The sequence below is a fragment of the Halomonas sp. M1 genome (assembly GCF_029581375.1).
In the GTDB taxonomy this organism is placed as follows: domain Bacteria; phylum Pseudomonadota; class Gammaproteobacteria; order Pseudomonadales; family Halomonadaceae; genus Vreelandella.
Genome location: NZ_CP121119.1, coordinates 2,659,494 through 2,680,713 on the forward strand (window position 1 = coordinate 2,659,494; position 21,220 = coordinate 2,680,713).

Sequence of the window (21,220 nt, forward strand, 5' to 3'; positions counted from 1 at the left end):
AAGCTTCCACGGCTGGCGGCGGGATATCCCGCTGTCGGCCTTTTTCTGTTGTAATGTATTGTTCACGCAGTGCAGGACGAGCAGGAAAGCTGCGAAATAGCAGTAAACACAGTAAGACCGTTGTTGTGAAGCGTAAGTTGTGAAGCGCGAGTGATGGTAAACGTAAGCGATAGCGAAGCGTGAACAGCACTACTGTAACACTGTTATCTATCAAGATTTTTGACGGCGAGCTACCGATTTAGGAGCTTGCTGTCTGCGTCTGAAACGCCCGCGGGGCAGATGACCACGCATCGGTCACCCATGGTGAACAAGCTGGGGAATACAGATGGCTTACTCATATACTGAGAAAAAACGCATCCGCAAGGATTTCGGCAAACTGCCCCAAGTGATGGATGTGCCTTACTTGCTGGCCATCCAGCTTGATTCCTACTACGACTTTCTCCAGCAGGATCGTTCGCCTGACGAGCGTCACGAAATCGGCCTGCACGCGGCGTTTAAGTCCGTGTTCCCGATTGAAAGTTTCTCCGGCAATGCGGCGCTGGAATATGTCAGCTACCGCTTTGGCACGCCGGCGTTCGATGTGAAGGAGTGTCAGCTGCGTGGCGTGACGTATTCCGCCCCGCTGCGCGTCAAGGTTCGCTTGATCATCTATGATCGCGACTCGTCGAACAAGGCAATCAAGGATATTAAAGAGCAGGAAGTCTACATGGGGGAAATCCCCCTGATGACCGAGAACGGTACCTTTGTCATCAATGGTACTGAGCGGGTTATCGTTTCCCAGCTCCACCGTTCGCCCGGTGTGTTCTTCGATCACGATAAAGGTAAGAGCCACTCGTCGGGCAAGTTACTCTATTCAGCTCGCGTAATTCCTTACCGTGGTTCCTGGCTAGACTTCGAGTTCGACCCCAAGGACAACGTCTTTGTACGTATTGACCGTCGCCGCAAACTGCCGGCGTCGGTACTCATGCGTGCCCTGGGAATGAGCACCGAAGAGATTCTTAACGAATTCTTTGAAACGAGCGTCTTCCATATCGAGAAAACCGGCTTCTTTGTAGAGCTGGTGCCCTCGCGCCTGCGTGGTGAAACCGCCACCTTTGATATCAAAGATGACAGCGGCGAGACGATTGTTGAAGAGGGTCGTCGGATTACCCAGAAGCACATTCGCCAGCTTGAAAAAGCCGGTCTTGAGCGTCTGGAAGTGCCGATGGAGTATCTGTTCGGCAAGACGCTGGCAAAAGATCAGATCGATACCAAAACCGGCGAGCTGATCTGCCCCTGCAATACGGAAATTACGCCTGAAGTTCTTGAGCGCATGGCTCAGGGCGGCATCACGGATATTGAAACGCTCTACACCAATGACCTTGACTGCGGTTCATTTATTTCCGACACCTTGAAGCTGGATTCTACGAACTCCGCGCTTGAAGCTTTGGTGGAAATTTACCGCATGATGCGCCCCGGCGAGCCGCCTACTAAAGAGGCTGCTGAGACGCTGTTTAACAACCTGTTCTTCAGCGAAGACCGCTACGACTTGTCGGGCGTTGGCCGTATGAAGTTCAACCGTCGTCTGCGTCGTGATACCGATACAGGCTCTGGTGTACTGGATCGCAAAGACATCCTGGATGTGCTGCGCGAGCTGATCAATATCCGTAATGGCTTCGGCGATGTTGACGATATCGACCACCTGGGTAACCGCCGTATTCGCTGTGTTGGCGAAATGGCTGAGAACCAGTTCCGCGTCGGTCTAGTGCGCGTTGAGCGTGCGGTGAAAGAGCGTCTTTCCATGGCGGAAAGCGAAGGCCTGATGCCTCAAGACTTGATCAACGCCAAGCCAGTTGCGGCGGCGGTGAAAGAGTTCTTTGGTTCAAGCCAGCTCTCTCAATTTATGGATCAAAACAACCCGCTCTCTGAGGTTACCCACAAGCGCCGTGTCTCTGCACTCGGCCCGGGTGGTTTGACCCGCGAGCGTGCTGGTTTCGAGGTGCGCGACGTACACGCGACGCACTACGGCCGTCTGTGTCCGATCGAAACGCCGGAAGGCCCGAACATCGGTCTGATCAACTCGTTGGCAACGTACAGTCACACCAATAGCTACGGCTTCCTGGAAACGCCTTACCGTAAGGTTAATTCAGGTCAGGTGACTGACGATATCGTTCACCTGTCAGCGATTGAAGAGGGCGACTTCGTCATCGCCCAGGCGTCTGCGGCCGTTGATGAGTCCAACAAGCTGAGTGACGACTTGGTTCAGGTACGCCACCGTGGCGAAACAACCTTTATGCGTCCTGAGCAAGTGACGCTGATGGACGTGTCGCCACGTCAGGTAGTCTCGGTAGCAGCAGCGCTGATCCCGTTCCTTGAGCACGATGATGCTAACCGCGCCTTGATGGGTGCGAACATGCAGCGTCAGGCGGTTCCCACCTTGCGTGCTGATAAGCCGCTAGTAGGTACCGGGATGGAGCGTTTCGTTGCCCGCGACTCCGGCGTTTGTGCCGTAGCCACCCGTGGCGGTGTAATCGACTCGGTTGATGCGCGTCGTGTTGTTGTGCGGGTTCACGAAGATGAAATCATCGGCGGTGAAGCCGGTGTTGATATCTACAACCTGACCAAATACACCCGTTCAAACCAGAACACCTGTATGAACCAGCGCCCCATCGTGCGCCCTGGTGATAGCGTGGCCCGTGGCGATATTCTTGCCGATGGCCCGTCTGTGGATATGGGCGATCTGGCGCTTGGTCAGAACATGCGCATCGCGTTTATGCCCTGGAACGGTTACAACTTCGAGGACTCCATCCTGCTGTCTGAGCGGGTGGTACAGGAAGACCGTTTCACCACGATTCACATCCAGGAACTGACCTGTGTGTCGCGTGACACCAAGTTAGGGCCAGAAGAGATCACTGCGGATATTCCCAACGTAGGTGAATCGGCGCTGGGCAAGCTGGATGAGGCAGGCGTTGTCTATATTGGTGCTGAAGTTGGCCCCGGCGACATTCTGGTCGGTAAAGTAACGCCTAAGGGTGAAACCCAGCTAACGCCGGAAGAGAAGCTGCTACGCGCTATCTTCGGTGAGAAGGCGTCTGACGTTAAAGACACCTCGCTGCGTGCCCCGACAGGCATGAAAGGCACCGTCATCGACGTTCAGGTGTTTACCCGTGACGGCGTTGAGAAAGACTCACGTGCCCTGGCCATCGAGCAGATGCAGCTCGACGAAGTGCGTAAGGATCTCCAGGAGACCTACCGTATTGCCGAAGAAGCTACCTTTGAGCGTCTAAAGCGTACCCTGGAAGGACAAGCCGTTAACGGCGGCCCGAACCTTAAGAAAGGTGACGTACTTGACGAGGCTTACCTCGACGAGCTGCCGCGTCAGCAGTGGTTCAAGCTGCGTATGCAGGATGAAGCCTATAACGAGCTGTTGGCTCAGGCCGACGAGCAGCTAGAAAATCGCCGTAAAGAAATGGACGAGCGCTTTGAAGATAAGAAGCGCAAGTTAACCCAGGGCGACGATCTTGCGCCGGGCGTGCTGAAAATCGTTAAGGTTTACATGGCGGTTAAGCGTCGCATCCAGCCCGGCGATAAAATGGCAGGTCGTCACGGTAACAAAGGTGTTATCTCGGCGATTATGCCCATCGAAGATATGCCGTTCGACGAGAAGGGCGAGCCGGTCGATGTGGTACTAAACCCGCTGGGTGTTCCATCGCGGATGAACGTGGGTCAGATCCTGGAAACCCACCTAGGTATGGCGGCCCGTGGTCTGGGCATGAAAATTGAAGCGATGCTGCGCGATGCCCGTGGCCAGCAAGTGGCTGAAATTCGCGACTTCCTGGGTCAGATCTACAATACGCCTGGTAGCCGCACCGAGGATCTTGATTCTCTGAGCGATGAAGAAGTGATCGCGCTGGCGAAGAACCTTAAGGGCGGTGTGCCTATGGCAACGCCGGTGTTTGATGGTGCTAAAGAGCATGAAATCAAACACCTGCTGAAACTTGCGGACATTCCTGAGTCAGGCCAAATGGCGCTGTACGATGGGCGTACCGGCGATGCGTTTGACCGCCCGGTCACCGTTGGCTACATGTACATGCTGAAGCTTAACCACTTGGTAGACGACAAAATGCACGCCCGTTCTACCGGCTCTTACTCGCTGGTTACCCAGCAACCCTTGGGTGGTAAGGCGCAGTTCGGTGGTCAGCGCTTTGGTGAGATGGAAGTGTGGGCGCTGGAAGCTTACGGTGCCGCGTATACGCTGCAAGAGATGCTCACCGTCAAGTCGGATGACGTCGAAGGTCGCACCAAGATGTACAAAAACATCGTGGATGGCGACCACACCATGCAGGCAGGCATGCCGGAATCCTTCAACGTACTCGTGAAGGAAATCCGCTCGCTGGGCATCGATATCGAGTTAGAGAGCTAGGAGCCGTTCCATGAAAGATTTGGTGAAAGTACTCAAATCGCAATCTCAGTCCGAAGAGTTTGACGCGATCAAGATTACCCTGGCGTCGCCGGACATGATTCGCTCCTGGTCTTTCGGCGAGGTGAAGAAGCCCGAGACCATCAACTACCGTACCTTTAAACCGGAGCGGGATGGCCTGTTCTGCGCCAAGATCTTTGGCCCAGTGAAAGACTATGAGTGTTTGTGCGGCAAATATAAGCGCATGAAGCACCGCGGTATTATCTGTGAGAAGTGTGGCGTTGAAGTCACTAAAGCCGCCGTGCGCCGTGAGCGCATGGGGCACATTGAACTGGCATCACCGGTTGCTCACATCTGGTTTCTGAAGTCACTGCCGTCGCGCATCGGCATGTTCCTCGATATGACCCTGCGTGATATCGAGCGCGTGCTCTACTTCGAAAGCTTTGTGGTTATCGATCCAGGCATGACCACGCTGGAGCGTGGTCAGCTGCTGAACGATGAGCAGTACTTCGAAGCGCTGGAAGAGTTCGGCGATGACTTCGACGCCCGCATGGGTGCTGAAGCCGTTCAAGAACTGCTCAAAGACATTGATCTGGAAGAAGAGATTAATCATCTGCGTGAAGAGATTCCGCAGACTAACTCCGAAACCAAAATCAAGAAGCTCTCTAAGCGTTTGAAGCTGCTTGAAGCGTTCTACCACTCCGGCAATGCGCCGGCGTGGATGGTCATGGAAGTGCTGCCTGTGCTGCCGCCGGATCTTCGTCCGCTGGTACCGCTGGACGGCGGCCGCTTCGCGACCTCTGATCTGAACGACCTTTACCGTCGTGTGATCAACCGTAACAACCGTCTGAAGCGTCTGCTTGATCTGAATGCGCCGGATATTATCGTGCGTAATGAGAAGCGTATGCTTCAAGAGGCGGTGGATGCGCTGCTGGACAACGGTCGTCGCGGCCGTGCGATCACGGGCTCTAACAAGCGCCCGCTGAAATCGCTCGCCGACATGATCAAAGGTAAGCAGGGTCGTTTCCGTCAGAACTTGTTGGGTAAGCGCGTAGACTACTCAGGCCGTTCGGTGATTACCGTGGGTCCGACCCTGCGTCTGCACCAGTGTGGTCTGCCGAAGAAAATGGCCCTGGAGCTGTTCAAGCCGTTTATCTACTCCAAGCTGCAGTCGCTGGGCCATGCGTCCACGATTAAAGCCGCGAAGAAGATGGTCGAGCGCGAACTGCCGGAAGTATGGGACATCCTCGCTGACGTTATCCGCGAACACCCGGTACTGCTTAACCGTGCGCCGACGCTGCACCGTTTGGGCATCCAGGCGTTTGAGCCGCTGTTGATCGAAGGTAAAGCGATTCAGCTGCACCCGCTGGTGTGTGCCGCTTATAACGCCGACTTCGACGGCGACCAGATGGCGGTACACGTACCGCTGACCCTGGAAGCCCAGCTTGAAGCGCGTGCGCTGATGATGGCCACCAACAACGTGCTGTCGCCTGCTAACGGCGAGCCGATCATTGTGCCGTCTCAAGACGTTGTTCTGGGTCTTTACTACATGACCCGCGAAAAGATCAACGCCAAAGGCGAAGGCATGGTGTTCTCTGACCTCAATGAGGTAGAGCGCGCGTTTGGTACGCAATCTGTGTCGCTGCACGCCCGCGTCAAAGTGCGTCTAGACGAAATTGATATCGAAGAAGAAACCGGTGCGCGTAGCTTCCATCGCCGTATTTACGACACCACGGTAGGTCGTGCACTGCTGTTCCGCATTCTGCCGGAAGGCGTGCCGTTTGCGCTGATCGATCAGCCGATGAAGAAGAAGGCGATCTCCAGCCTGATCAACGAAGTTTATCGTCGCGCCGGCCTGAAGCCGACCGTCATCTTCGCTGACCAGCTGATGTATACCGGCTTCCGTTTAGCAACGTGGTCGGGTGCCTCTATCGGTGTTAACGATTTCGTTATTCCCGAGGCGAAAACTGAGATTGTTGATGCTGCAGAAGCGGAAGTTAAAGAGATCGAAGACCAGTTCTCTTCTGGCCTAGTAACGGCGGGTGAGAAGTACAACAAGGTTATCGATATCTGGTCCAAGGCTAACGATAAAGTCGCCAAAGCGATGATGGTGGGTATCTCTAAAGAGACCGTCATCGATCGTGAAGGCAACGAAGTTGAGCAAGACTCGTTCAACAGCGTCTTTATCATGGCTGACTCCGGTGCTCGTGGCTCTGCTGCCCAGATCCGCCAGTTGGCGGGTATGCGTGGTCTGATGGCTAAGCCGGATGGTTCGATCATCGAAACGCCGATCGTCGCTAACTTCCGTGAAGGTCTGAACGTACTTCAGTACTTCATCTCGACCCACGGTGCACGTAAGGGTCTTGCGGATACGGCCCTGAAAACGGCTAACTCCGGTTACTTGACCCGTCGTCTGGTGGACGTAGCCCAGGATCTGGTCATCACCGAGACCGACTGTGGTACCGAAAGAGGCTTGACGCTGCACCCGATTATCGAAGGTGGCGACATCATCGTACCGCTGTCTCAGCGCGTACTGGGCCGTGTGGTAGCTATCGACGTTGTGGACCCCCGCAATGATGATATTTTGATTCCGCGCGGCACACTGCTGGATGAGAAGTGGTGCGCTGAGCTTGACACCATGGGTGTCGACGAGATTATCGTTCGCTCGACCATCACCTGTGAAACCGCCCATGGCGTGTGCTCCTCCTGTTATGGACGTGATCTGGCCCGTGGTCATCAGGTGAATATCGGTGAGTCAGTCGGTGTCATAGCTGCCCAGTCCATCGGTGAGCCAGGTACCCAGCTGACCATGCGTACGTTCCACATTGGTGGTGCGGCATCGCGCTCTTCAGCTGTTGACAGCGTTCAAGTCAAGCACGGCGGTAAGGTGCGTCTGCACAACATCAAGCACGTTGAGCGTGCCGACGGTAAGCTGGTGGTGGTTTCTCGCTCCAGCGCCCTGGCCGTTGCCGACGACCACGGTCGTGAGCGTGAGTACTACAAGCTGCCCTACGGCGCTGAGCTTTCCGTACGTGATGGTGAAGTCGTTGATGCCGGCGCTGTCGTCGCAAAATGGGACCCGCACACTCACCCTGTTATCGCCGAAGTAGAGGGTAAGGCGCAGTTCATCGATCTTGACGAAGGTGTCACCATGCACCGTACCGTCGATGAGATGACCGGTCTTTCGTCTATCGAAGTTATCGAGTCGGCAGCACGTCCGATGGCGGGTCGCGATAAGCGCCCCATGGTAATGCTGCAGGACGCGTCGGGCGAGTATGTCGCTGTGTCCGGTTCCAATACGCCAGTACAGTACCTGTTGCCGGGTAACTCGATTATCTCTGTCGACGATGGTGCGACCATCGGCGTTGGTGAAGTGGTCGCGCGTATTCCGGTAGAGGCGTCGGCGAACAAAGATATTACCGGTGGTCTGCCACGGGTTGCTGACTTGTTTGAGGCGCGTAAGCCGAAAGAGTCCTCGATCCTGGCCGAAATCAGCGGTGTAGTAAGCTTTGGTAAAGAGACCAAGGGCAAGCGTCGTTTGACGATTACCCCGGAGTCTGGCGACCCGTTTGAAGCGCTAATTCCGAAGTGGCGCCAAATTGCCGTCTTCGAGGGCGAGGCTGTTGAAAAGGGTGAGGTCATCTCTGATGGTCCAAGTAACCCCCACGACATTCTGCGCCTACTCGGCGTCGCGGAGCTTGCGAAGTACATTACGGCTGAAGTACAGGATGTTTACCGTCTGCAAGGTGTAGGCATCAACGATAAGCACATCGAAGTGATTGTGCGTCAGATGCTGCGTAAGGTAGAGATCACCGACTCCGGCGACTCTGACTTCATCACTGGCGATCAGGCAGAGCTGGTTCGTGTGCTGGAGCAGAACGAACGTCTTGAAAAAGAGAAGAAATTCCCAGCCAAGTATCAACGTATGCTGCTGGGTATTACCAAGGCCAGCTTGGCCACTGAGTCGTTCATTTCCGCGGCATCGTTCCAGGAAACGACCCGCGTACTGACCGAGGCAGCGGTAACCGGCAAGCGCGATTACTTGCGTGGCCTGAAAGAAAACGTGGTAGTTGGACGTCTGATTCCGGCAGGTACCGGTCTGACTCACCACGCCGAGCGTCGTCGCAAGCGCGAAGACGTTGAGCGTTTGTTCAACCCCTCGGCGACCGAGGTAGAGCAAGAGCTTGGTGCTCAGTTGACCGCTCTTGATTCAGACGACGAGCTGTAAGTAGCGGTAATAACAACGAGCAAAAACGAGACTCTGGCCCTTAATGACGCCATCTTGCCGGTTAAACCGCCGGCAAGACTTGACGTCACCTAGGGTCAGACATTAGAATGCGCAGCCTTTAACAGTGGGGTGGGTGCGCCCGCATCCGCTGCCAGTACTTGTTAAAAGGCTACTTGTTGAAAAGCAAGGCAACCATTGGAGTCAGCTAAACACCATGGCAACGATTAATCAGCTAGTGCGCAAGCCTCGCAAGCGCCCCGTCACTAAGAGTGACGTGCCTGCGCTTCAAGCGTGCCCGCAAAAGCGCGGCGTTTGTACGCGCGTTTACACCACCACCCCGAAGAAGCCGAACTCGGCCCTGCGTAAGGTTTGCCGTGTGCGCCTTACCAACGGTTTCGAAGTTTCGTCTTATATTGGTGGTGAAGGTCACAACCTCCAGGAGCACTCTGTTGTTCTGATTCGCGGCGGCCGTGTAAAGGATTTGCCAGGTGTGCGTTATCACACCGTTCGTGGCGCCCTTGACACCTCCGGTGTTCAGAACCGTAAGCAGGGTCGTTCTAAGTACGGTACCAAGCGTCCGAAGTCCTAAGGCGTCTTGATTCGTAGCGCACCTGTGCGTTTGTGTTGTTATCTTTTATACGAATATGACGGTCTGATAAGAGTAAGGTCGGGCAGCGCTTTTAAGCGTTTGAGTTCCGGGTTTACCTGAAGGATCCTTAATTGAGGGCTTATCATGCCTAGAAGAAGAGTTGTAGCTAAACGCGAAATCCTGCCGGATCCTAAATTCGGAAGTGAGCGTCTGGCGAAGTTCATGAACCACCTGATGGTCAGCGGCAAGAAGTCCATAGCTGAGCGCATCGTGTATGGTGCGTTGGACAAGGTTGCCGAGCGTAGTAATGAAGAGCCGCTGGAAATCTTCGACAAGGCGCTGGAAACCATCCAGCCGATGGTCGAAGTAAAGTCGCGCCGCGTAGGTGGTGCGACCTATCAGGTGCCGGTTGAAGTTCGTCCGTCACGTCGCCAAGCCTTAGCAATGCGCTGGTTGGTAGACGCTGCGCGTCGCCGCGGTGAGAAAACGATGGTTCAGCGCCTGGCAGGTGAAATGCTGGATGCCGCTGAAGGCAAAGGCTCGGCTGTTAAGAAGCGTGAAGATGTGCACCGTATGGCGGAAGCCAACAAGGCCTTCTCTCACTATCGTTTCTAAACTCGGCGTTTCTGGGTATGTGTTTCTTTTTGCGGGTTGCGCTGCGTTAAAGAATTATTTCGCTACGCTGCAACACTCCGTCGCTATCGTTGTCGATGGCGGCGGTGGCAAAAGCAAAACGTGCACTGCCGAATTAACGAGCATCGCCAACTAACGGGAGCTTCACCGTGGCACGCAAGACTCCACTGAATCGTTATCGTAATATCGGTATCGTCGCTCACGTTGACGCGGGTAAAACCACGACAACAGAGCGCGTACTGTTCTATACCGGCCTATCCCATAAGTTGGGCGAAACCCATGAGGGTGCTTCGACTACCGACTGGATGGAGCAGGAGCAGGAGCGTGGTATTACAATTACCTCTGCTGCTGTTACCACCTTCTGGCAAGGTATGGACAAGCAGTTTGACGAGCATCGCATCAATATCATTGATACGCCTGGGCACGTTGACTTCACTATCGAAGTTGAGCGTTCTCTGCGTGTTCTCGATGGTGCGGTCGTTGTGCTGTGCGGCTCTTCCGGTGTTCAGCCGCAGACCGAGACCGTTTGGCGTCAGGCCAATAAGTATGAAGTTCCGCGTATGGTGTTCGTCAATAAGATGGACCGTACCGGCGCTGACTTCTTTATGGTTGTTGAGCAGCTGAAAGAGCGCTTAGGTGCTAACGCTGTGCCAATCCAGATTAACTGGGGCACAGAGGAAGATTTCAAAGGCGTTATCGACCTGATCCAGATGAAGGCCATCCTGTGGGATGAGGCAAGTCTGGGTATGAATTTTGATCTTGTTGATATTCCGGCTGAGTTGCAAGAAACAGCTGAGAAATATCGTGAGCAAATGGTCGAAGCGGCTGCCGAAGGCTCTGAAGAGCTGATGGACAAGTACCTGGAAGGCGGCGAGCTTACGATTGAAGAGATCAAGGCTGGTCTTCGTGCGCGTACGTTAGCGAATGACATTGTTCTGGTTACCTGCGGTTCTGCGTTCAAGAACAAGGGTGTTCAGGCGGTTCTGGATGGCATTATCGAATACATGCCTTCGCCGACTGAAGTTAAAGCGATTGAGGGTGAGCTTGACGATAAAGACGGCACTATCGCTACGCGTGTCGCTGATGACAGTGCTCCGTTTGCGGCGCTGGCGTTTAAAATCGCAACCGATCCCTTTGTAGGTACGCTGACCTTTATCCGCGTCTACTCCGGCGTTCTGAAGTCTGGTGACGGCGTGTATAACTCCGTTAAGCAGAAGAAGGAGCGCGTTGGCCGTATCGTTCAGATGCACGCTAACTCGCGCGAAGAGATCAAAGAGATCCTGGCGGGCGATATCGCTGCCTGTATCGGTCTGAAAGATGTCACCACGGGTGACACTCTTTGCGACATCGATAACAAAATTGTTCTCGAGCGCATGGAGTTCCCGGATCCGGTAATCTCGGTTGCTGTTGAGCCGAAATCTAAAGCCGATCAGGAAAAGATGGGTATTGCGCTGGGCAAGCTGGCTCAGGAAGATCCCTCTTTCCAGGTTAAGACCGACGAAGAGACCGGCCAGACGATTATCTCTGGTATGGGTGAGCTTCACCTGGATATTATCGTTGACCGTATGCGTCGCGAGTTCAAGGTGGAGGCAAATATCGGTAAGCCGCAGGTTGCTTACCGTGAAACGATTCGCGGCAGTATTGAGCAAGAAGGCAAGTTCGTACGTCAGTCTGGTGGCCGTGGTCAGTATGGTCACGTATGGTTGCGTATCGAGCCGCTGACTGCAGCAGAAAAGGGTGAAGGCGAAGAGGAAATCTACTTCAAATTCAACTCTGAAATCGTGGGTGGCACGGTTCCTAAGGAATACGTACCTGCGGTTGAGAAGGGTGCTTTTGAGCAGCTGAAAAACGGCGTCATTGCGGGTTACCCGATGATCGACGTTAAGGTAACGCTGTTTGATGGCTCCTTCCACGACGTGGACTCCAATGAGACTGCGTTCAAGATTGCTTCTTCTATGGCAGTAAAAGAAGGTGCCAGGAAGGCCAAGGCCGTGCTGCTGGAGCCGGTGATGAAGGTCGAAATCGTGACCCCCGAAGAATTTATGGGTGACGTCATGGGCGACCTGAGCCGTCGTCGCGGTCTGGTGCAGGGCATGGATGACTCTTCCGCAGGTAAAGTCATTCGTGCAACGGTGCCACTGGGAGAGATGTTCGGTTACGCAACCGACCTGCGCTCACAATCCCAGGGCCGTGCGAGCTACTCTATGGAGTTCTCGAAGTACGAGGAGGCGCCCTCCAGCGTCGTTGAAGCCGTCATCAATCAAAACGGTTAACCGTTAGCTAACGTAAAGAGGTTATAGCAGTGGCTAAGGAAAAATTTGAACGTTCCAAACCGCACGTCAACGTCGGCACCATTGGTCACGTCGACCACGGTAAAACGACCCTGACAGCGGCCCTGACACGCGTATCTGCCGAAGTTTTCGGTGGCGACTGGCGTGCCTTTGATACCATCGATAATGCTCCTGAAGAGCGTGAGCGCGGTATCACTATCGCTACATCTCACGTTGAGTATCAGTCAGAAGAGCGTCACTACGCCCACGTTGACTGCCCAGGACACGCTGACTACGTTAAGAACATGATCACCGGTGCTGCGCAGATGGATGGCGCAATCCTGGTATGTTCTGCTGCTGACGGCCCGATGCCGCAGACGCGTGAGCACATCCTGCTGTCTCGTCAGGTTGGCGTTCCGTACATCGTTGTGTTCCTGAACAAAGCGGACATGGTCGATGACGAAGAGCTGCTTGAGCTGGTAGAGATGGAAGTTCGCGAACTCCTCGACGAGTACGACTTCCCGGGCGACGACACGCCGATCATCATCGGTTCTGCACTGATGGCTCTGAACGGCGAAGATGAAAACGGCATGGGTACTACTGCTGTTACGAATCTGATCAAAGCTCTGGATGATTATATTCCTGAGCCGGAGCGTGCTATCGACCAGCCGTTCCTGATGCCGATCGAAGACGTATTCTCTATCTCTGGCCGCGGTACTGTTGTTACCGGTCGTGTAGAGCGCGGTATCGTCAAAGCGGGCGAAGAAGTGGAAATCGTGGGTATCCGCGACACCACTAAGACCATCGTTACCGGTGTTGAAATGTTCCGTAAGCTGCTCGACGAAGGTCGTGCAGGTGAGAACGTTGGCGCCCTGCTGCGTGGTACTAAGCGTGATGACGTTGAGCGTGGTCAGGTACTGGCTAAGCCGGGCACCATCAACCCGCACACCACGTTCGAAGCAGAAGTTTACGTACTGTCCAAAGAAGAAGGTGGTCGTCACACGCCTTTCTTCAAGGGCTACCGTCCCCAGTTCTACTTCCGTACCACAGACGTAACCGGTACTTGTGAACTGCCGGAAGGTGTTGAAATGGTTATGCCGGGCGACAACGTTAAGATGGTTGTTACCCTGATTGCTCCGATCGCTATGGACGACGGTCTGCGCTTCGCTATTCGCGAAGGTGGTCGTACCGTTGGTGCTGGCGTTGTGGCTAAGATCGTTAAGTAAGTTGCTTACTTGACTGATCAAGGGGGCTCTTGTGAGCCCCCTTTTCTGCGCACCAATAGCAAATGTTTGACATGGGCTGTTGGCGTGCCTATAATGCGCATCCTTTGAATGCGTGGGTAGACGGCTCGCGCCGTCGACATCCATTGGAGTTTAGGGCAAATGCAGAACCAAAAGATTCGCATTCGGTTGAAAGCGTTCGACCATCGCCTGATCGATCAGTCCACAGCGGAGATCGTTGAAACCGCTAAGCGTACTGGTGCTCAGGTTCGTGGGCCGATCCCGCTGCCGACCAACCGCGAGCGCTATACCATCCTGATTTCACCGCACGTTAACAAAGATGCGCGTGATCAGTATGAGATTCGTACTCACAAGCGTGTGCTCGACATTGTTGAGCCGACTGAGAAAACTGTTGATGCGCTGATGAAGCTCGATCTCGCCGCTGGCGTAGACGTGCAAATCAAGCTCGACTAATTACACTAGTCACTTGCGGCCCAGCGCTTACTAATTTTTAGGGTAAGCAGCAGCCGCCGCGCCGTGAGGCGCCACACAATGTGCTAGTGGAATGCTCTGGAAAGGGCAGCCATAGCGGGTGATAGCCCCGTACACTATAGGAGACTGAGTATGACTATCGGTTTAGTCGGTAAAAAGGCCGGGATGACCCGTGTCTTTACCGAAGATGGCGCTTCCGTGCCCGTGACCGTTATTGAAGTTGACCCTAACCGTGTAACGCGCGTTAAGACCCTTGAGTCTGACGGTTATGCAGCGGTTCAGGTGACTACAGGTTCTCGTAAAGCCAAGCACCTCACCAAAGCGCAAGCTGGACAGTTTGCCAAGGCGGGTGTTGAGGCTGGTCGTTCACTGATGGAATTTCGTCTTGCAGAAGGCGAAGAAGCTCCAGAAGTGGGTGGCTCTCTCACCGTATCCCTCTTCGAAGCTGGTCAAATGATCGACGTGACTGGCACCTCTAAGGGTAAAGGCTTCCAGGGTGCTGTTAAGCGCTGGAACTTCCGTACCCAAGACAACACGCATGGTAACTCCCTGTCGCACCGCGCGCCGGGTTCTATCGGCATGTGTCAGACCCCGGGTCGTGTATTTAAAGGCAAAAAAATGGCCGGTCAAATGGGTAATGCCCGTTGCACCGTACAGAGCCTTGAGATCGTCCGTGTCGACGCCGAGCGTAACCTGCTGCTGATCAAAGGTGCTGTTCCGGGCGCGACCGGTAGCGATGTTATCGTTCGCAGCGCCGTGAAAGCTGGCTGAAGGGGATAATTACCAATGAATCTGAATCTTGCTGCAGGCACGGGTACCGTTGAAGTAGCCGACGCCACTTTTGGCAAAGAATTCAACGAAGCGCTGGTTCACCAGGTGGTAACCGCCTATTTGGCTGGTGGCCGTCAAGGTACTCGCGCTCAAAAGAACCGTTCCGACGTGCGTGGTGGTGGTAAGAAACCATGGCGTCAGAAGGGCACCGGCCGAGCACGTGCCGGTACCATCCGCTCTCCGCTATGGCGCAGCGGCGGCGTAACTTTCGCGGCGCGTCCTCAGGATCACTCGCAGAAAGTTAACCGCAAAATGTACCGCGCGGCGATGCGTTCGATCCTGTCTGAACTGGTACGTCAAGAGCGTCTTATCGCGATTGAAGAGTTCAGCGTAGAAGCGCCGAAGACCAAGCAGGTAGCTGCCAAGCTGAAAGAGCTCAACCTTGAGAAAGTGTTGATCGTCACTGAAGACATGGACGAAAAGCTCTATCTGGCCGCACGCAACCTTCCCCATGTTGACGTGGTGGATGTCGCTGCAGCTGATCCGGTGAGCCTGGTTGCCTTTGATAAGGTCCTGGTTACCGTCTCCGCCCTGCGTAAATTCGAGGAGAAGCTGGCATGAACCAGGAACGCGTATTCAAGGTTCTGCTCGGACCGCACGTGACCGAAAAGGCCGCGATGGCAGCAGAGCGCAACCAGTACGTTTTCAAGGTGGCAAGCGATGCTACCAAGCCCGAGATCAAGAAGGCCGTTGAAGCACTTTTCGGCAAGAAGGTCGGTGGCGTTCAAGTATTGAACGTCAAGGGTAAAACTAAGCGTACTGCTCACGGCGTTGGCCTGCGTAAGGGTTACCGCAAAGCGTATGTGACCCTGGCTGCGGGTGAAACGCTCGAAGACTTCTCTGGCGCCGAATAAGGGCAGGAGTACGGATAATGGCAATCGTCAAGACCAAACCCACATCCGCCGGTCGTCGCCACGTCGTTAAGATCGTTGGTGAGGAACTGTTCAAAGGCCGTGCGTATGCACCGCTTTTAGAAAAACAGTCCAAGTCCGGTGGCCGTAATAATAACGGTCGCATCACTACCCGCCACGTGGGCGGTGGTCACCGTCATCACTATCGGTTGATCGACTTCAAACGCACCAAAGATGGCGTTCCTGCCACTGTTGAGCGTCTGGAGCACGACCCGAACCGCAGTGCGCACATTGCACTGCTTAAGTACGCTGATGGCGAGCGTCGTTACATCATTGCACCTAAGGGTGTCAGCGCGGGTGACGTGCTGGAATCTGGTGTTAATGCGCCCATCAAGAAAGGCAATGCTTTGCCACTGCGCAACATCCCGCTTGGTTCTACCGTTCACGGTATCGAACTGAAGCCGGGTAAAGGCGCGCAGATTGCTCGCAGTGCCGGTACTAGCGCCCAGCTGGTCGCTCGTGAAGGTAACTACGCTACCTTGCGTCTTCGCTCTGGCGAAATGCGCAAAGTGTTGGCTGAGTGCCGCGCGACCTTGGGTGAAGTGAGCAACTCTGAGCACAGCCTGCGTCAACTTGGCAAGGCCGGTGCGAAGCGCTGGAGAGGCGTGCGTCCGACTGTTCGCGGTGTCGCGATGAACCCAGTCGATCACCCGCACGGTGGTGGCGAAGGCCGCACCAGTGGTGGTCGTCACCCGGTATCCCCATGGGGTGTGCCGACTAAGGGTCACAAGACGCGTAAGAACAAGCGCACCGACAAGCTGATTATTCGTCGTCGTAATAAGACGCGTTAATCTAAATTGCCAAGACATTAAGAGGTAACGGCTGTGCCACGTTCACTAAAGAAAGGTCCCTTCATTGACCTTCATCTTTTGAAGAAGGTAGAGGCTGCAGTGGAGAAGAACGATCGCAAACCGATCAAGACTTGGTCGCGTCGTTCGATGATCCTGCCAAACATGGTAGGCCTCACAATCGCTGTCCATAACGGTCGCCAACACGTCCCGGTGCATGTCTCCGAGGAAATGGTTGGTCACAAGCTGGGCGAATTCGCTGCCACTCGCACTTATCGCGGGCATGTGGCGGACAAGAAAGCCAAACGGTAAGCCAGAGAGGATTGAGAGATGGAAGTCACAGCTAAGCTGCGTGGCGCTCGTTTATCCGCCCAGAAGGCCCGTTTGGTGGCTGACCAGGTGCGCGGTAAACCGGTCGCCGAGGCGCTCGACCTGCTGACCTTCTCACCGAAGAAGGCTGCTCAATTGGTCAAGAAAGTGCTGCAGTCCGCCATTGCAAACGCGGAAGAAAATAACGGCATGGATATCGACGAGCTGCGTGTCTCGACCATCTGCGTCGATGAGGGCATGACGCTTAAGCGTATCAAGCCGCGTGCCAAAGGGCGTGCGGATCGTATCTTGAAGCGCACCTGCCACATCACCGTCAAGGTAGCCGAGAAGTAGGAGTCGACCAGATGGGTCAGAAAGTCAATCCAACAGGCATTCGACTGGGCATTGTCAAAGACCATGCTTCTGTCTGGTATGCCGAGCGCGGCGCATATGCCGATAAGCTCAATAACGATCTCGAAGTGCGCAGCTTCCTGGAAGAGCGTTTGAAAAACGCCTCCGTAAGCCGCATTCACATCGAGCGTCCGGCTAATAATGCCCGCATCACCATTCACACTGCCCGTCCGGGTATCGTGATTGGCAAAAAAGGTGAAGATGTCGACCGTCTGCGTCGTGATCTAGCCGAGATGATGGGTGTTCCGGTACATGTGAACATTGAAGAAGTTCGCAAGCCGGAGCTGGATGCCAAGCTAGTCGCTGCTAACGTAGCAGGCCAGCTTGAGCGTCGCGTAATGTTCCGTCGTGCTATGAAGCGCGCGGTACAGAACGCAATGCGTCTTGGCGCTGGCGGCATCAAGATTCAGCTGTCAGGTCGTCTTGGTGGCGCTGAAATCGCACGTACCGAATGGTACCGCGAAGGTCGCGTTCCGTTGCACACGTTGCGTGCGGATATCGACTACGCCACTTACGAAGCTCACACCACCTACGGCGTTATCGGCGTCAAAGTGTGGATCTTCAAGGGCGAAATCCTCGGCGGTATCGAGGAAGTACGTGCCAAGGCTAAGCAACAGCAGCCTGCCGGCAACGCGCCCAAGAAGAAAGGTTCCAGGTAAGGGGAGAGCGAGTCGATGTTACAGCCCAAGCGTATGAAATTCCGTAAGATGATGAAGGGCCGCAACCGTGGCCTTGCGCATCGCGGAAGCAAGATCAGCTTCGGGGAGTACGGTCTCAAAGCAACTGGTCGTGGCCGCATCACTGCGCGTCAGATCGAAGCTGGCCGTCGTGCGATCACACGTCACGTAAAACGTGGCGGTAAGATTTGGATCCGCGTCTTCCCTGATAAGCCGATTTCCAAAAAACCGCTCGAAGTTCGTATGGGTAAAGGTAAAGGTTCTGTTGAGTACTGGGTAGCCCAGATCCAACCGGGTCGGGTCCTGTATGAAATTGAAGGTGTATCCGAAGAGCTGGCCCGTGAAGCATTTGAGCTGGCCGCACAGAAGATGCCCCTGTCCACCACCTTTGCAAAACGGACGGTGATGTGATGAAAGCCCAGGAAATTCGTGAAAAGTCCGTAGGAGAGCTCCAAGAGCAACTCCTCGAGCTCCTCCGCGAGCAGTTCAACCTGCGCATGCAGAAGGCCACTGGCCAACTGAGCCAGACTCATCTGCTCAAGCAGGTCCGTCGGGATATCGCCCGCGTGAAGACTATGCTCAACGAGAAGGCAGGTGATTGAGATGGCCGAAGAAAAGAAAGCACGTACGCTCACCGGCAAGGTGGTGAGCGACAAGATGGATAAATCCATCGTCGTTATGATCGAGCGCCGTGAGCGTCACCCGATCTACGGAAAATACGTTAAGCGCTCCACCAAGCTGCACGCCCATGATGAGGCGAACCAGGCTAAGGCAGGCGACACGGTTTCCATTCAGGAGTGCCGTCCGCTTTCCAAGAAGAAAGCCTGGACGCTGGTCGAGGTGGTCGAGCAGGCCAAGGGTTAATTCCCAGGTCTGTCCAACCAGTGCAGTCAGATTAGGTTTGGAGAAAACCGATGATTCAGACTCAGACAATGCTGGATGTCGCCGACAACAGCGGAGCGCGCCGGGTGCAATGCATCAAGGTGTTAGGCGGTTCACACCGTCGCTACGCTCGTATTGGTGATGTCATTAAGGTAACGGTGAAAGAGGCGATTCCGCGCGGCAAGGTCAAAAAAGGCCAAGTGCTGAAAGCGGTAGTCGTTCGGACCCGTAGTGGCGTCCGTCGTGGTGACGGTTCGCTGATCCGTTTCGATGGAAATGCGGCGGTTTTGTTGAATAACACCAACGAACAGCCGATCGGCACGCGTATCTTCGGGCCGGTCACTCGTGAACTTCGTAACGAGAAGTTTATGAAGATCATTTCCCTAGCGCCTGAAGTGCTGTAAGGAGCGAGGCGGATATGCAAAAGATCAAACGTGACGATGAAGTCATCGTCATCGCCGGGAAGGATAAAGGCAAGCGTGGCACCGTTAAGCGGGTATTAGAAAACCGTTTCTTGGTGTCCGGTGTGAATATGATTAAACGTCACACCAAGCCAAATCCCATGGCGGGTAATCAGGGCGGTATCGTCGAGCGTGAGGCTCCGATTCACGCGTCCAACGTAGCGATCTTCAATTCGGAGACCGGTAAGGCGGATCGCGTCGGCTTCCAAGTTAAGGAAGACGGTACCAAGGTACGTATCTACAAGTCGACGCAGACGCAGATCGACGCCTAACGCGAGTCGGGTAGCACAATGGCGAACTTGAAAGAACGTTATCAAAACGAGGTCGTGGCTCAGCTCAAAGAGCAGTTTAGCTACGCCAACGTAATGCAGGTACCCCGGATCACGAAAGTGACTCTGAACATGGGTATCGGCGAAGCGGTCAGCGATAAAAAACTGATCGACAATGCCATCGGCGACATGGAGAAGCTCTCCGGTCAAAAGCCGTTGGTGACCAAGGCACGCAAGTCCATCGCGGGCTTCAAGGTGCGCGAAGGTTGGCCGATCGGTATTAAAGTAACACTGCGCGCAGAGCGTATGTGGGACTTCCTAGACCGCTTGGTTTACATCGCAATTCCCCGCGTGCGTGACTTCCGTGGTCTCAACCCGAAGTCCTTTGACGGTCGCGGCAATTATTCTATGGGTGTGCGTGAGCAGATCATCTTCCCGGAGATCGAGTATGATAAGATCGATCGCGTTCGGGGGCTGGACGTCACTATCACTACTACCGCCAACACCGACGAGGAAGGTCGTGCACTGCTTGCAGCGCTGAACTTCCCGTTCAAGAAATAAGGGTTGGATCATGGCTAAGAAAAGTATGATAGAGCGTGAGCTCAAGCGTACTCAGCTAGTCGAGAAGTATGCGGCTAAGCGCGCAGAGCTCAAGAAAATCATCTCGGACGTGAACGCTTCTGAAGAAGATCGTTTCGAGGCGACGCTGAAGCTGCAGCAACTGCCGCGCGACTCAAGCCCGGTGCGTCAGCGTAACCGCTGCCGCGTCACTGGCCGTCCGCACGGTTTTTACAACAAGTTCGGCCTCGGCCGTAACAAGCTGCGTGAAGCCGCCATGCGTGGCGACGTTCCTGGCCTGAAAAAGTCCAGCTGGTAACGCCACGTAGAATCATCAGGAGCGCACATTAAATGAGCATGCAAGACACTCTGGCGGATATGTTTACCCGTATCCGCAATGCGCAGATGGCCACCAAGGAGACGGCTACCATGCCGTCCTCCAAGCTGAAAGTTGAAGTGGCCCGAGTGCTAAAGCAAGAAGGCTACATTGCCGACTTTACGGTGGCTGAAGGCGTTAAGCCCGAGCTAACCATCACTCTCAAGTACTTTGAGGGTAAGCCGGTCATTGAGCACATTCAGCGGGTTTCCAAGCCGTCTCTGCGCCGCTACATGGGCAAGGACAACCTGCCTAAGGTCGCCGATGGTCTGGGTATCGCGATTGTCACCACCTCTAATGGTGTCATGACCGATCGTGCCGCGCGCCAAGCAGGCGTCGGTGGCGAAGTCATCTGCACCGTATTCTAGGAGGCTGGAATGTCCCGCATAGCGAAATATCCGGTTAAAGTGCCTGCCGGTGTCGAGATCAAAATCGACGCTGGTCAGCTGACCGCCAAAGGCGGCCAAGGCACGCTGTCTCTCGCCATTCACCAAGACGTGGTGATTGGCCAAGAAGATGGCCAGCTGACCTTCGCCCCGAGTGAGTCTGCCAAGAGCTGGGCAATGGCCGGTACAACCCGCGCCTTGGTTCAGAACCTGGTCACGGGCGTATCCGAGGGTTTTACAAGAACTCTCGAAATTGTTGGCGTCGGTTATCGTGCCCAAGCAAAGGGCCAGACGCTCAATCTTTCACTGGGCTTCTCGCACCCGGTCGACTATGAACTGCCTAAGGGTGTATCAGCGGAAACGCCGAAAAACACCGTGATCGTGCTGAAAAGCGCGGACAAGCAGATGCTCGGCCAGTGCGCCGCGGAAATCCGCGCCTTCCGTCCGCCAGAGCCGTATAAAGGCAAAGGTGTACGGTACGCCGACGAGCAGGTGCGTCGCAAAGAAGCCAAGAAGAAGTAAGGCAG

General features: G+C 54.8%; 23 protein-coding genes. All 23 read left to right on the forward strand.

The annotated features are described in order from the left end of the window. Positions 1-325: 325 nt before the first annotated feature. The gene (gene rpoB / locus P8S54_RS12280; RefSeq protein WP_281441975.1) at positions 326-4,402 is read left to right on the forward strand and encodes a DNA-directed RNA polymerase subunit beta; all 4,077 of its coding nucleotides are present in this window, start codon (positions 326-328) and stop codon (positions 4,400-4,402) included. A gap of 10 nt (positions 4,403-4,412) precedes the next feature. Next, on the forward strand, positions 4,413-8,627 hold the full coding sequence (gene rpoC / locus P8S54_RS12285) for a DNA-directed RNA polymerase subunit beta' (protein ID WP_009098971.1): 4,215 nt from the start codon (positions 4,413-4,415) through the stop codon (positions 8,625-8,627). A gap of 214 nt (positions 8,628-8,841) precedes the next feature. After that, positions 8,842-9,216 carry a 30S ribosomal protein S12 gene (gene rpsL, locus P8S54_RS12290; protein WP_009098973.1) on the forward strand — a complete coding sequence of 125 codons (375 nt, stop codon included), beginning with the start codon at positions 8,842-8,844 and terminating at the stop codon, positions 9,214-9,216. Between the two features lie 144 nt (positions 9,217-9,360). After that, positions 9,361-9,831: a 30S ribosomal protein S7 gene (rpsG, locus tag P8S54_RS12295; protein WP_009098975.1), complete on the forward strand. Its 471-nt coding sequence runs from the start codon at positions 9,361-9,363 to the stop codon at positions 9,829-9,831. A gap of 167 nt (positions 9,832-9,998) precedes the next feature. After that, complete coding sequence (fusA, locus tag P8S54_RS12300) at positions 9,999-12,122, forward strand: elongation factor G (RefSeq protein WP_281441976.1); 2,124 nt, start codon at positions 9,999-10,001, stop codon at positions 12,120-12,122. Between the two features lie 29 nt (positions 12,123-12,151). Beyond that, complete coding sequence (gene tuf, locus P8S54_RS12305) at positions 12,152-13,345, forward strand: elongation factor Tu (RefSeq protein WP_281441977.1); 1,194 nt, start codon at positions 12,152-12,154, stop codon at positions 13,343-13,345. 159 nt (positions 13,346-13,504) lie between these two features. Continuing rightward, entirely contained in the window at positions 13,505-13,816 is a 312-nt protein-coding gene (rpsJ, locus tag P8S54_RS12310) for a 30S ribosomal protein S10 (RefSeq protein WP_009098983.1), read from the forward strand. A gap of 150 nt (positions 13,817-13,966) precedes the next feature. Further along, positions 13,967-14,605 carry a 50S ribosomal protein L3 gene (gene rplC, locus P8S54_RS12315; RefSeq protein WP_009098985.1) on the forward strand — a complete coding sequence of 213 codons (639 nt, stop codon included), beginning with the start codon at positions 13,967-13,969 and terminating at the stop codon, positions 14,603-14,605. Positions 14,606-14,620: 15 nt separating this feature from the next. Further along, the gene (gene rplD / locus P8S54_RS12320) at positions 14,621-15,226 is read left to right on the forward strand and encodes a 50S ribosomal protein L4 (protein WP_009098987.1); all 606 of its coding nucleotides are present in this window, start codon (positions 14,621-14,623) and stop codon (positions 15,224-15,226) included. After that, positions 15,223-15,519, forward strand: coding sequence for a 50S ribosomal protein L23 (gene rplW, locus P8S54_RS12325; RefSeq protein WP_009098989.1), 297 nt, complete (start codon positions 15,223-15,225; stop codon positions 15,517-15,519). The genes rplD and rplW overlap by 4 nt, the downstream gene beginning before the upstream one ends. Positions 15,520-15,536: 17 nt before the next feature. Then, positions 15,537-16,367, forward strand: coding sequence for a 50S ribosomal protein L2 (gene rplB, locus P8S54_RS12330; RefSeq protein ID WP_281441978.1), 831 nt, complete (start codon positions 15,537-15,539; stop codon positions 16,365-16,367). Positions 16,368-16,400: 33 nt separating this feature from the next. Continuing rightward, positions 16,401-16,676, forward strand: coding sequence for a 30S ribosomal protein S19 (gene rpsS, locus P8S54_RS12335; protein ID WP_027337511.1), 276 nt, complete (start codon positions 16,401-16,403; stop codon positions 16,674-16,676). A gap of 18 nt (positions 16,677-16,694) precedes the next feature. Further along, entirely contained in the window at positions 16,695-17,027 is a 333-nt protein-coding gene (gene rplV, locus P8S54_RS12340; protein ID WP_009098995.1) for a 50S ribosomal protein L22, read from the forward strand. 11 nt (positions 17,028-17,038) lie between these two features. After that, positions 17,039-17,743 carry a 30S ribosomal protein S3 gene (gene rpsC, locus P8S54_RS12345; protein ID WP_263066376.1) on the forward strand — a complete coding sequence of 235 codons (705 nt, stop codon included), beginning with the start codon at positions 17,039-17,041 and terminating at the stop codon, positions 17,741-17,743. A gap of 15 nt (positions 17,744-17,758) precedes the next feature. After that, positions 17,759-18,172: a 50S ribosomal protein L16 gene (gene rplP / locus P8S54_RS12350; RefSeq protein ID WP_007112000.1), complete on the forward strand. Its 414-nt coding sequence runs from the start codon at positions 17,759-17,761 to the stop codon at positions 18,170-18,172. Further along, positions 18,172-18,363: a 50S ribosomal protein L29 gene (gene rpmC, locus P8S54_RS12355; RefSeq protein ID WP_009098999.1), complete on the forward strand. Its 192-nt coding sequence runs from the start codon at positions 18,172-18,174 to the stop codon at positions 18,361-18,363. Before rplP ends, rpmC begins: the two co-directional genes overlap by 1 nt. Before the next feature lies 1 nt (position 18,364). Further along, a complete protein-coding gene (rpsQ, locus tag P8S54_RS12360; protein ID WP_009099001.1) occupies positions 18,365-18,625 on the forward strand; it encodes a 30S ribosomal protein S17 in 261 nt (86 codons plus the stop codon). Between the two features lie 50 nt (positions 18,626-18,675). Next, positions 18,676-19,047 carry a 50S ribosomal protein L14 gene (rplN, locus tag P8S54_RS12365; protein ID WP_009099003.1) on the forward strand — a complete coding sequence of 124 codons (372 nt, stop codon included), beginning with the start codon at positions 18,676-18,678 and terminating at the stop codon, positions 19,045-19,047. A gap of 14 nt (positions 19,048-19,061) precedes the next feature. Further along, a complete protein-coding gene (gene rplX / locus P8S54_RS12370; protein WP_007111996.1) occupies positions 19,062-19,376 on the forward strand; it encodes a 50S ribosomal protein L24 in 315 nt (104 codons plus the stop codon). 18 nt (positions 19,377-19,394) lie between these two features. Continuing rightward, entirely contained in the window at positions 19,395-19,934 is a 540-nt protein-coding gene (gene rplE / locus P8S54_RS12375) for a 50S ribosomal protein L5 (protein WP_009099005.1), read from the forward strand. A gap of 10 nt (positions 19,935-19,944) precedes the next feature. Further along, the gene (gene rpsN, locus P8S54_RS12380; protein WP_009099007.1) at positions 19,945-20,250 is read left to right on the forward strand and encodes a 30S ribosomal protein S14; all 306 of its coding nucleotides are present in this window, start codon (positions 19,945-19,947) and stop codon (positions 20,248-20,250) included. Between the two features lie 32 nt (positions 20,251-20,282). Beyond that, positions 20,283-20,675, forward strand: a complete 393-nt coding sequence (gene rpsH, locus P8S54_RS12385; protein WP_009099009.1) for a 30S ribosomal protein S8 — start codon at positions 20,283-20,285, stop codon at positions 20,673-20,675. 9 nt (positions 20,676-20,684) lie between these two features. After that, on the forward strand, positions 20,685-21,215 hold the full coding sequence (gene rplF, locus P8S54_RS12390) for a 50S ribosomal protein L6 (RefSeq protein WP_009099011.1): 531 nt from the start codon (positions 20,685-20,687) through the stop codon (positions 21,213-21,215). Positions 21,216-21,220 lie beyond the last annotated feature (5 nt).

Bases quoted from the DNA above. Each gene is read 5' to 3' on its own strand.
- rplF (WP_009099011.1), top strand. From the start codon at position 20,685: ATGTCCCGCATAGCGAAATATCCGGTTAAAGTGCCTGCCGGTGTCGAG.
- rplW (WP_009098989.1), top strand. From the start codon at position 15,223: ATGAACCAGGAACGCGTATTCAAGGTTCTGCTCGGACCGCACGTGACC.
- rpsQ (WP_009099001.1), top strand. From the start codon at position 18,365: ATGGCCGAAGAAAAGAAAGCACGTACGCTCACCGGCAAGGTGGTGAGC.
- rpsH (WP_009099009.1), top strand. From the start codon at position 20,283: ATGAGCATGCAAGACACTCTGGCGGATATGTTTACCCGTATCCGCAAT.
- rplC (WP_009098985.1), top strand. From the start codon at position 13,967: ATGACTATCGGTTTAGTCGGTAAAAAGGCCGGGATGACCCGTGTCTTT.
- rplX (WP_007111996.1), top strand. From the start codon at position 19,062: ATGCAAAAGATCAAACGTGACGATGAAGTCATCGTCATCGCCGGGAAG.
- rpmC (WP_009098999.1), top strand. From the start codon at position 18,172: ATGAAAGCCCAGGAAATTCGTGAAAAGTCCGTAGGAGAGCTCCAAGAG.
- rpoC (WP_009098971.1), top strand. From the start codon at position 4,413: ATGAAAGATTTGGTGAAAGTACTCAAATCGCAATCTCAGTCCGAAGAG.
- rpoB (WP_281441975.1), top strand. From the start codon at position 326: ATGGCTTACTCATATACTGAGAAAAAACGCATCCGCAAGGATTTCGGC.
- rpsL (WP_009098973.1), top strand. From the start codon at position 8,842: ATGGCAACGATTAATCAGCTAGTGCGCAAGCCTCGCAAGCGCCCCGTC.
- rplB (WP_281441978.1), top strand. From the start codon at position 15,537: ATGGCAATCGTCAAGACCAAACCCACATCCGCCGGTCGTCGCCACGTC.
- rpsN (WP_009099007.1), top strand. From the start codon at position 19,945: ATGGCTAAGAAAAGTATGATAGAGCGTGAGCTCAAGCGTACTCAGCTA.
- rpsG (WP_009098975.1), top strand. From the start codon at position 9,361: ATGCCTAGAAGAAGAGTTGTAGCTAAACGCGAAATCCTGCCGGATCCT.
- rplE (WP_009099005.1), top strand. From the start codon at position 19,395: ATGGCGAACTTGAAAGAACGTTATCAAAACGAGGTCGTGGCTCAGCTC.
- rplV (WP_009098995.1), top strand. From the start codon at position 16,695: ATGGAAGTCACAGCTAAGCTGCGTGGCGCTCGTTTATCCGCCCAGAAG.
- rplD (WP_009098987.1), top strand. From the start codon at position 14,621: ATGAATCTGAATCTTGCTGCAGGCACGGGTACCGTTGAAGTAGCCGAC.
- rpsC (WP_263066376.1), top strand. From the start codon at position 17,039: ATGGGTCAGAAAGTCAATCCAACAGGCATTCGACTGGGCATTGTCAAA.
- rplP (WP_007112000.1), top strand. From the start codon at position 17,759: ATGTTACAGCCCAAGCGTATGAAATTCCGTAAGATGATGAAGGGCCGC.
- rpsJ (WP_009098983.1), top strand. From the start codon at position 13,505: ATGCAGAACCAAAAGATTCGCATTCGGTTGAAAGCGTTCGACCATCGC.
- rplN (WP_009099003.1), top strand. From the start codon at position 18,676: ATGATTCAGACTCAGACAATGCTGGATGTCGCCGACAACAGCGGAGCG.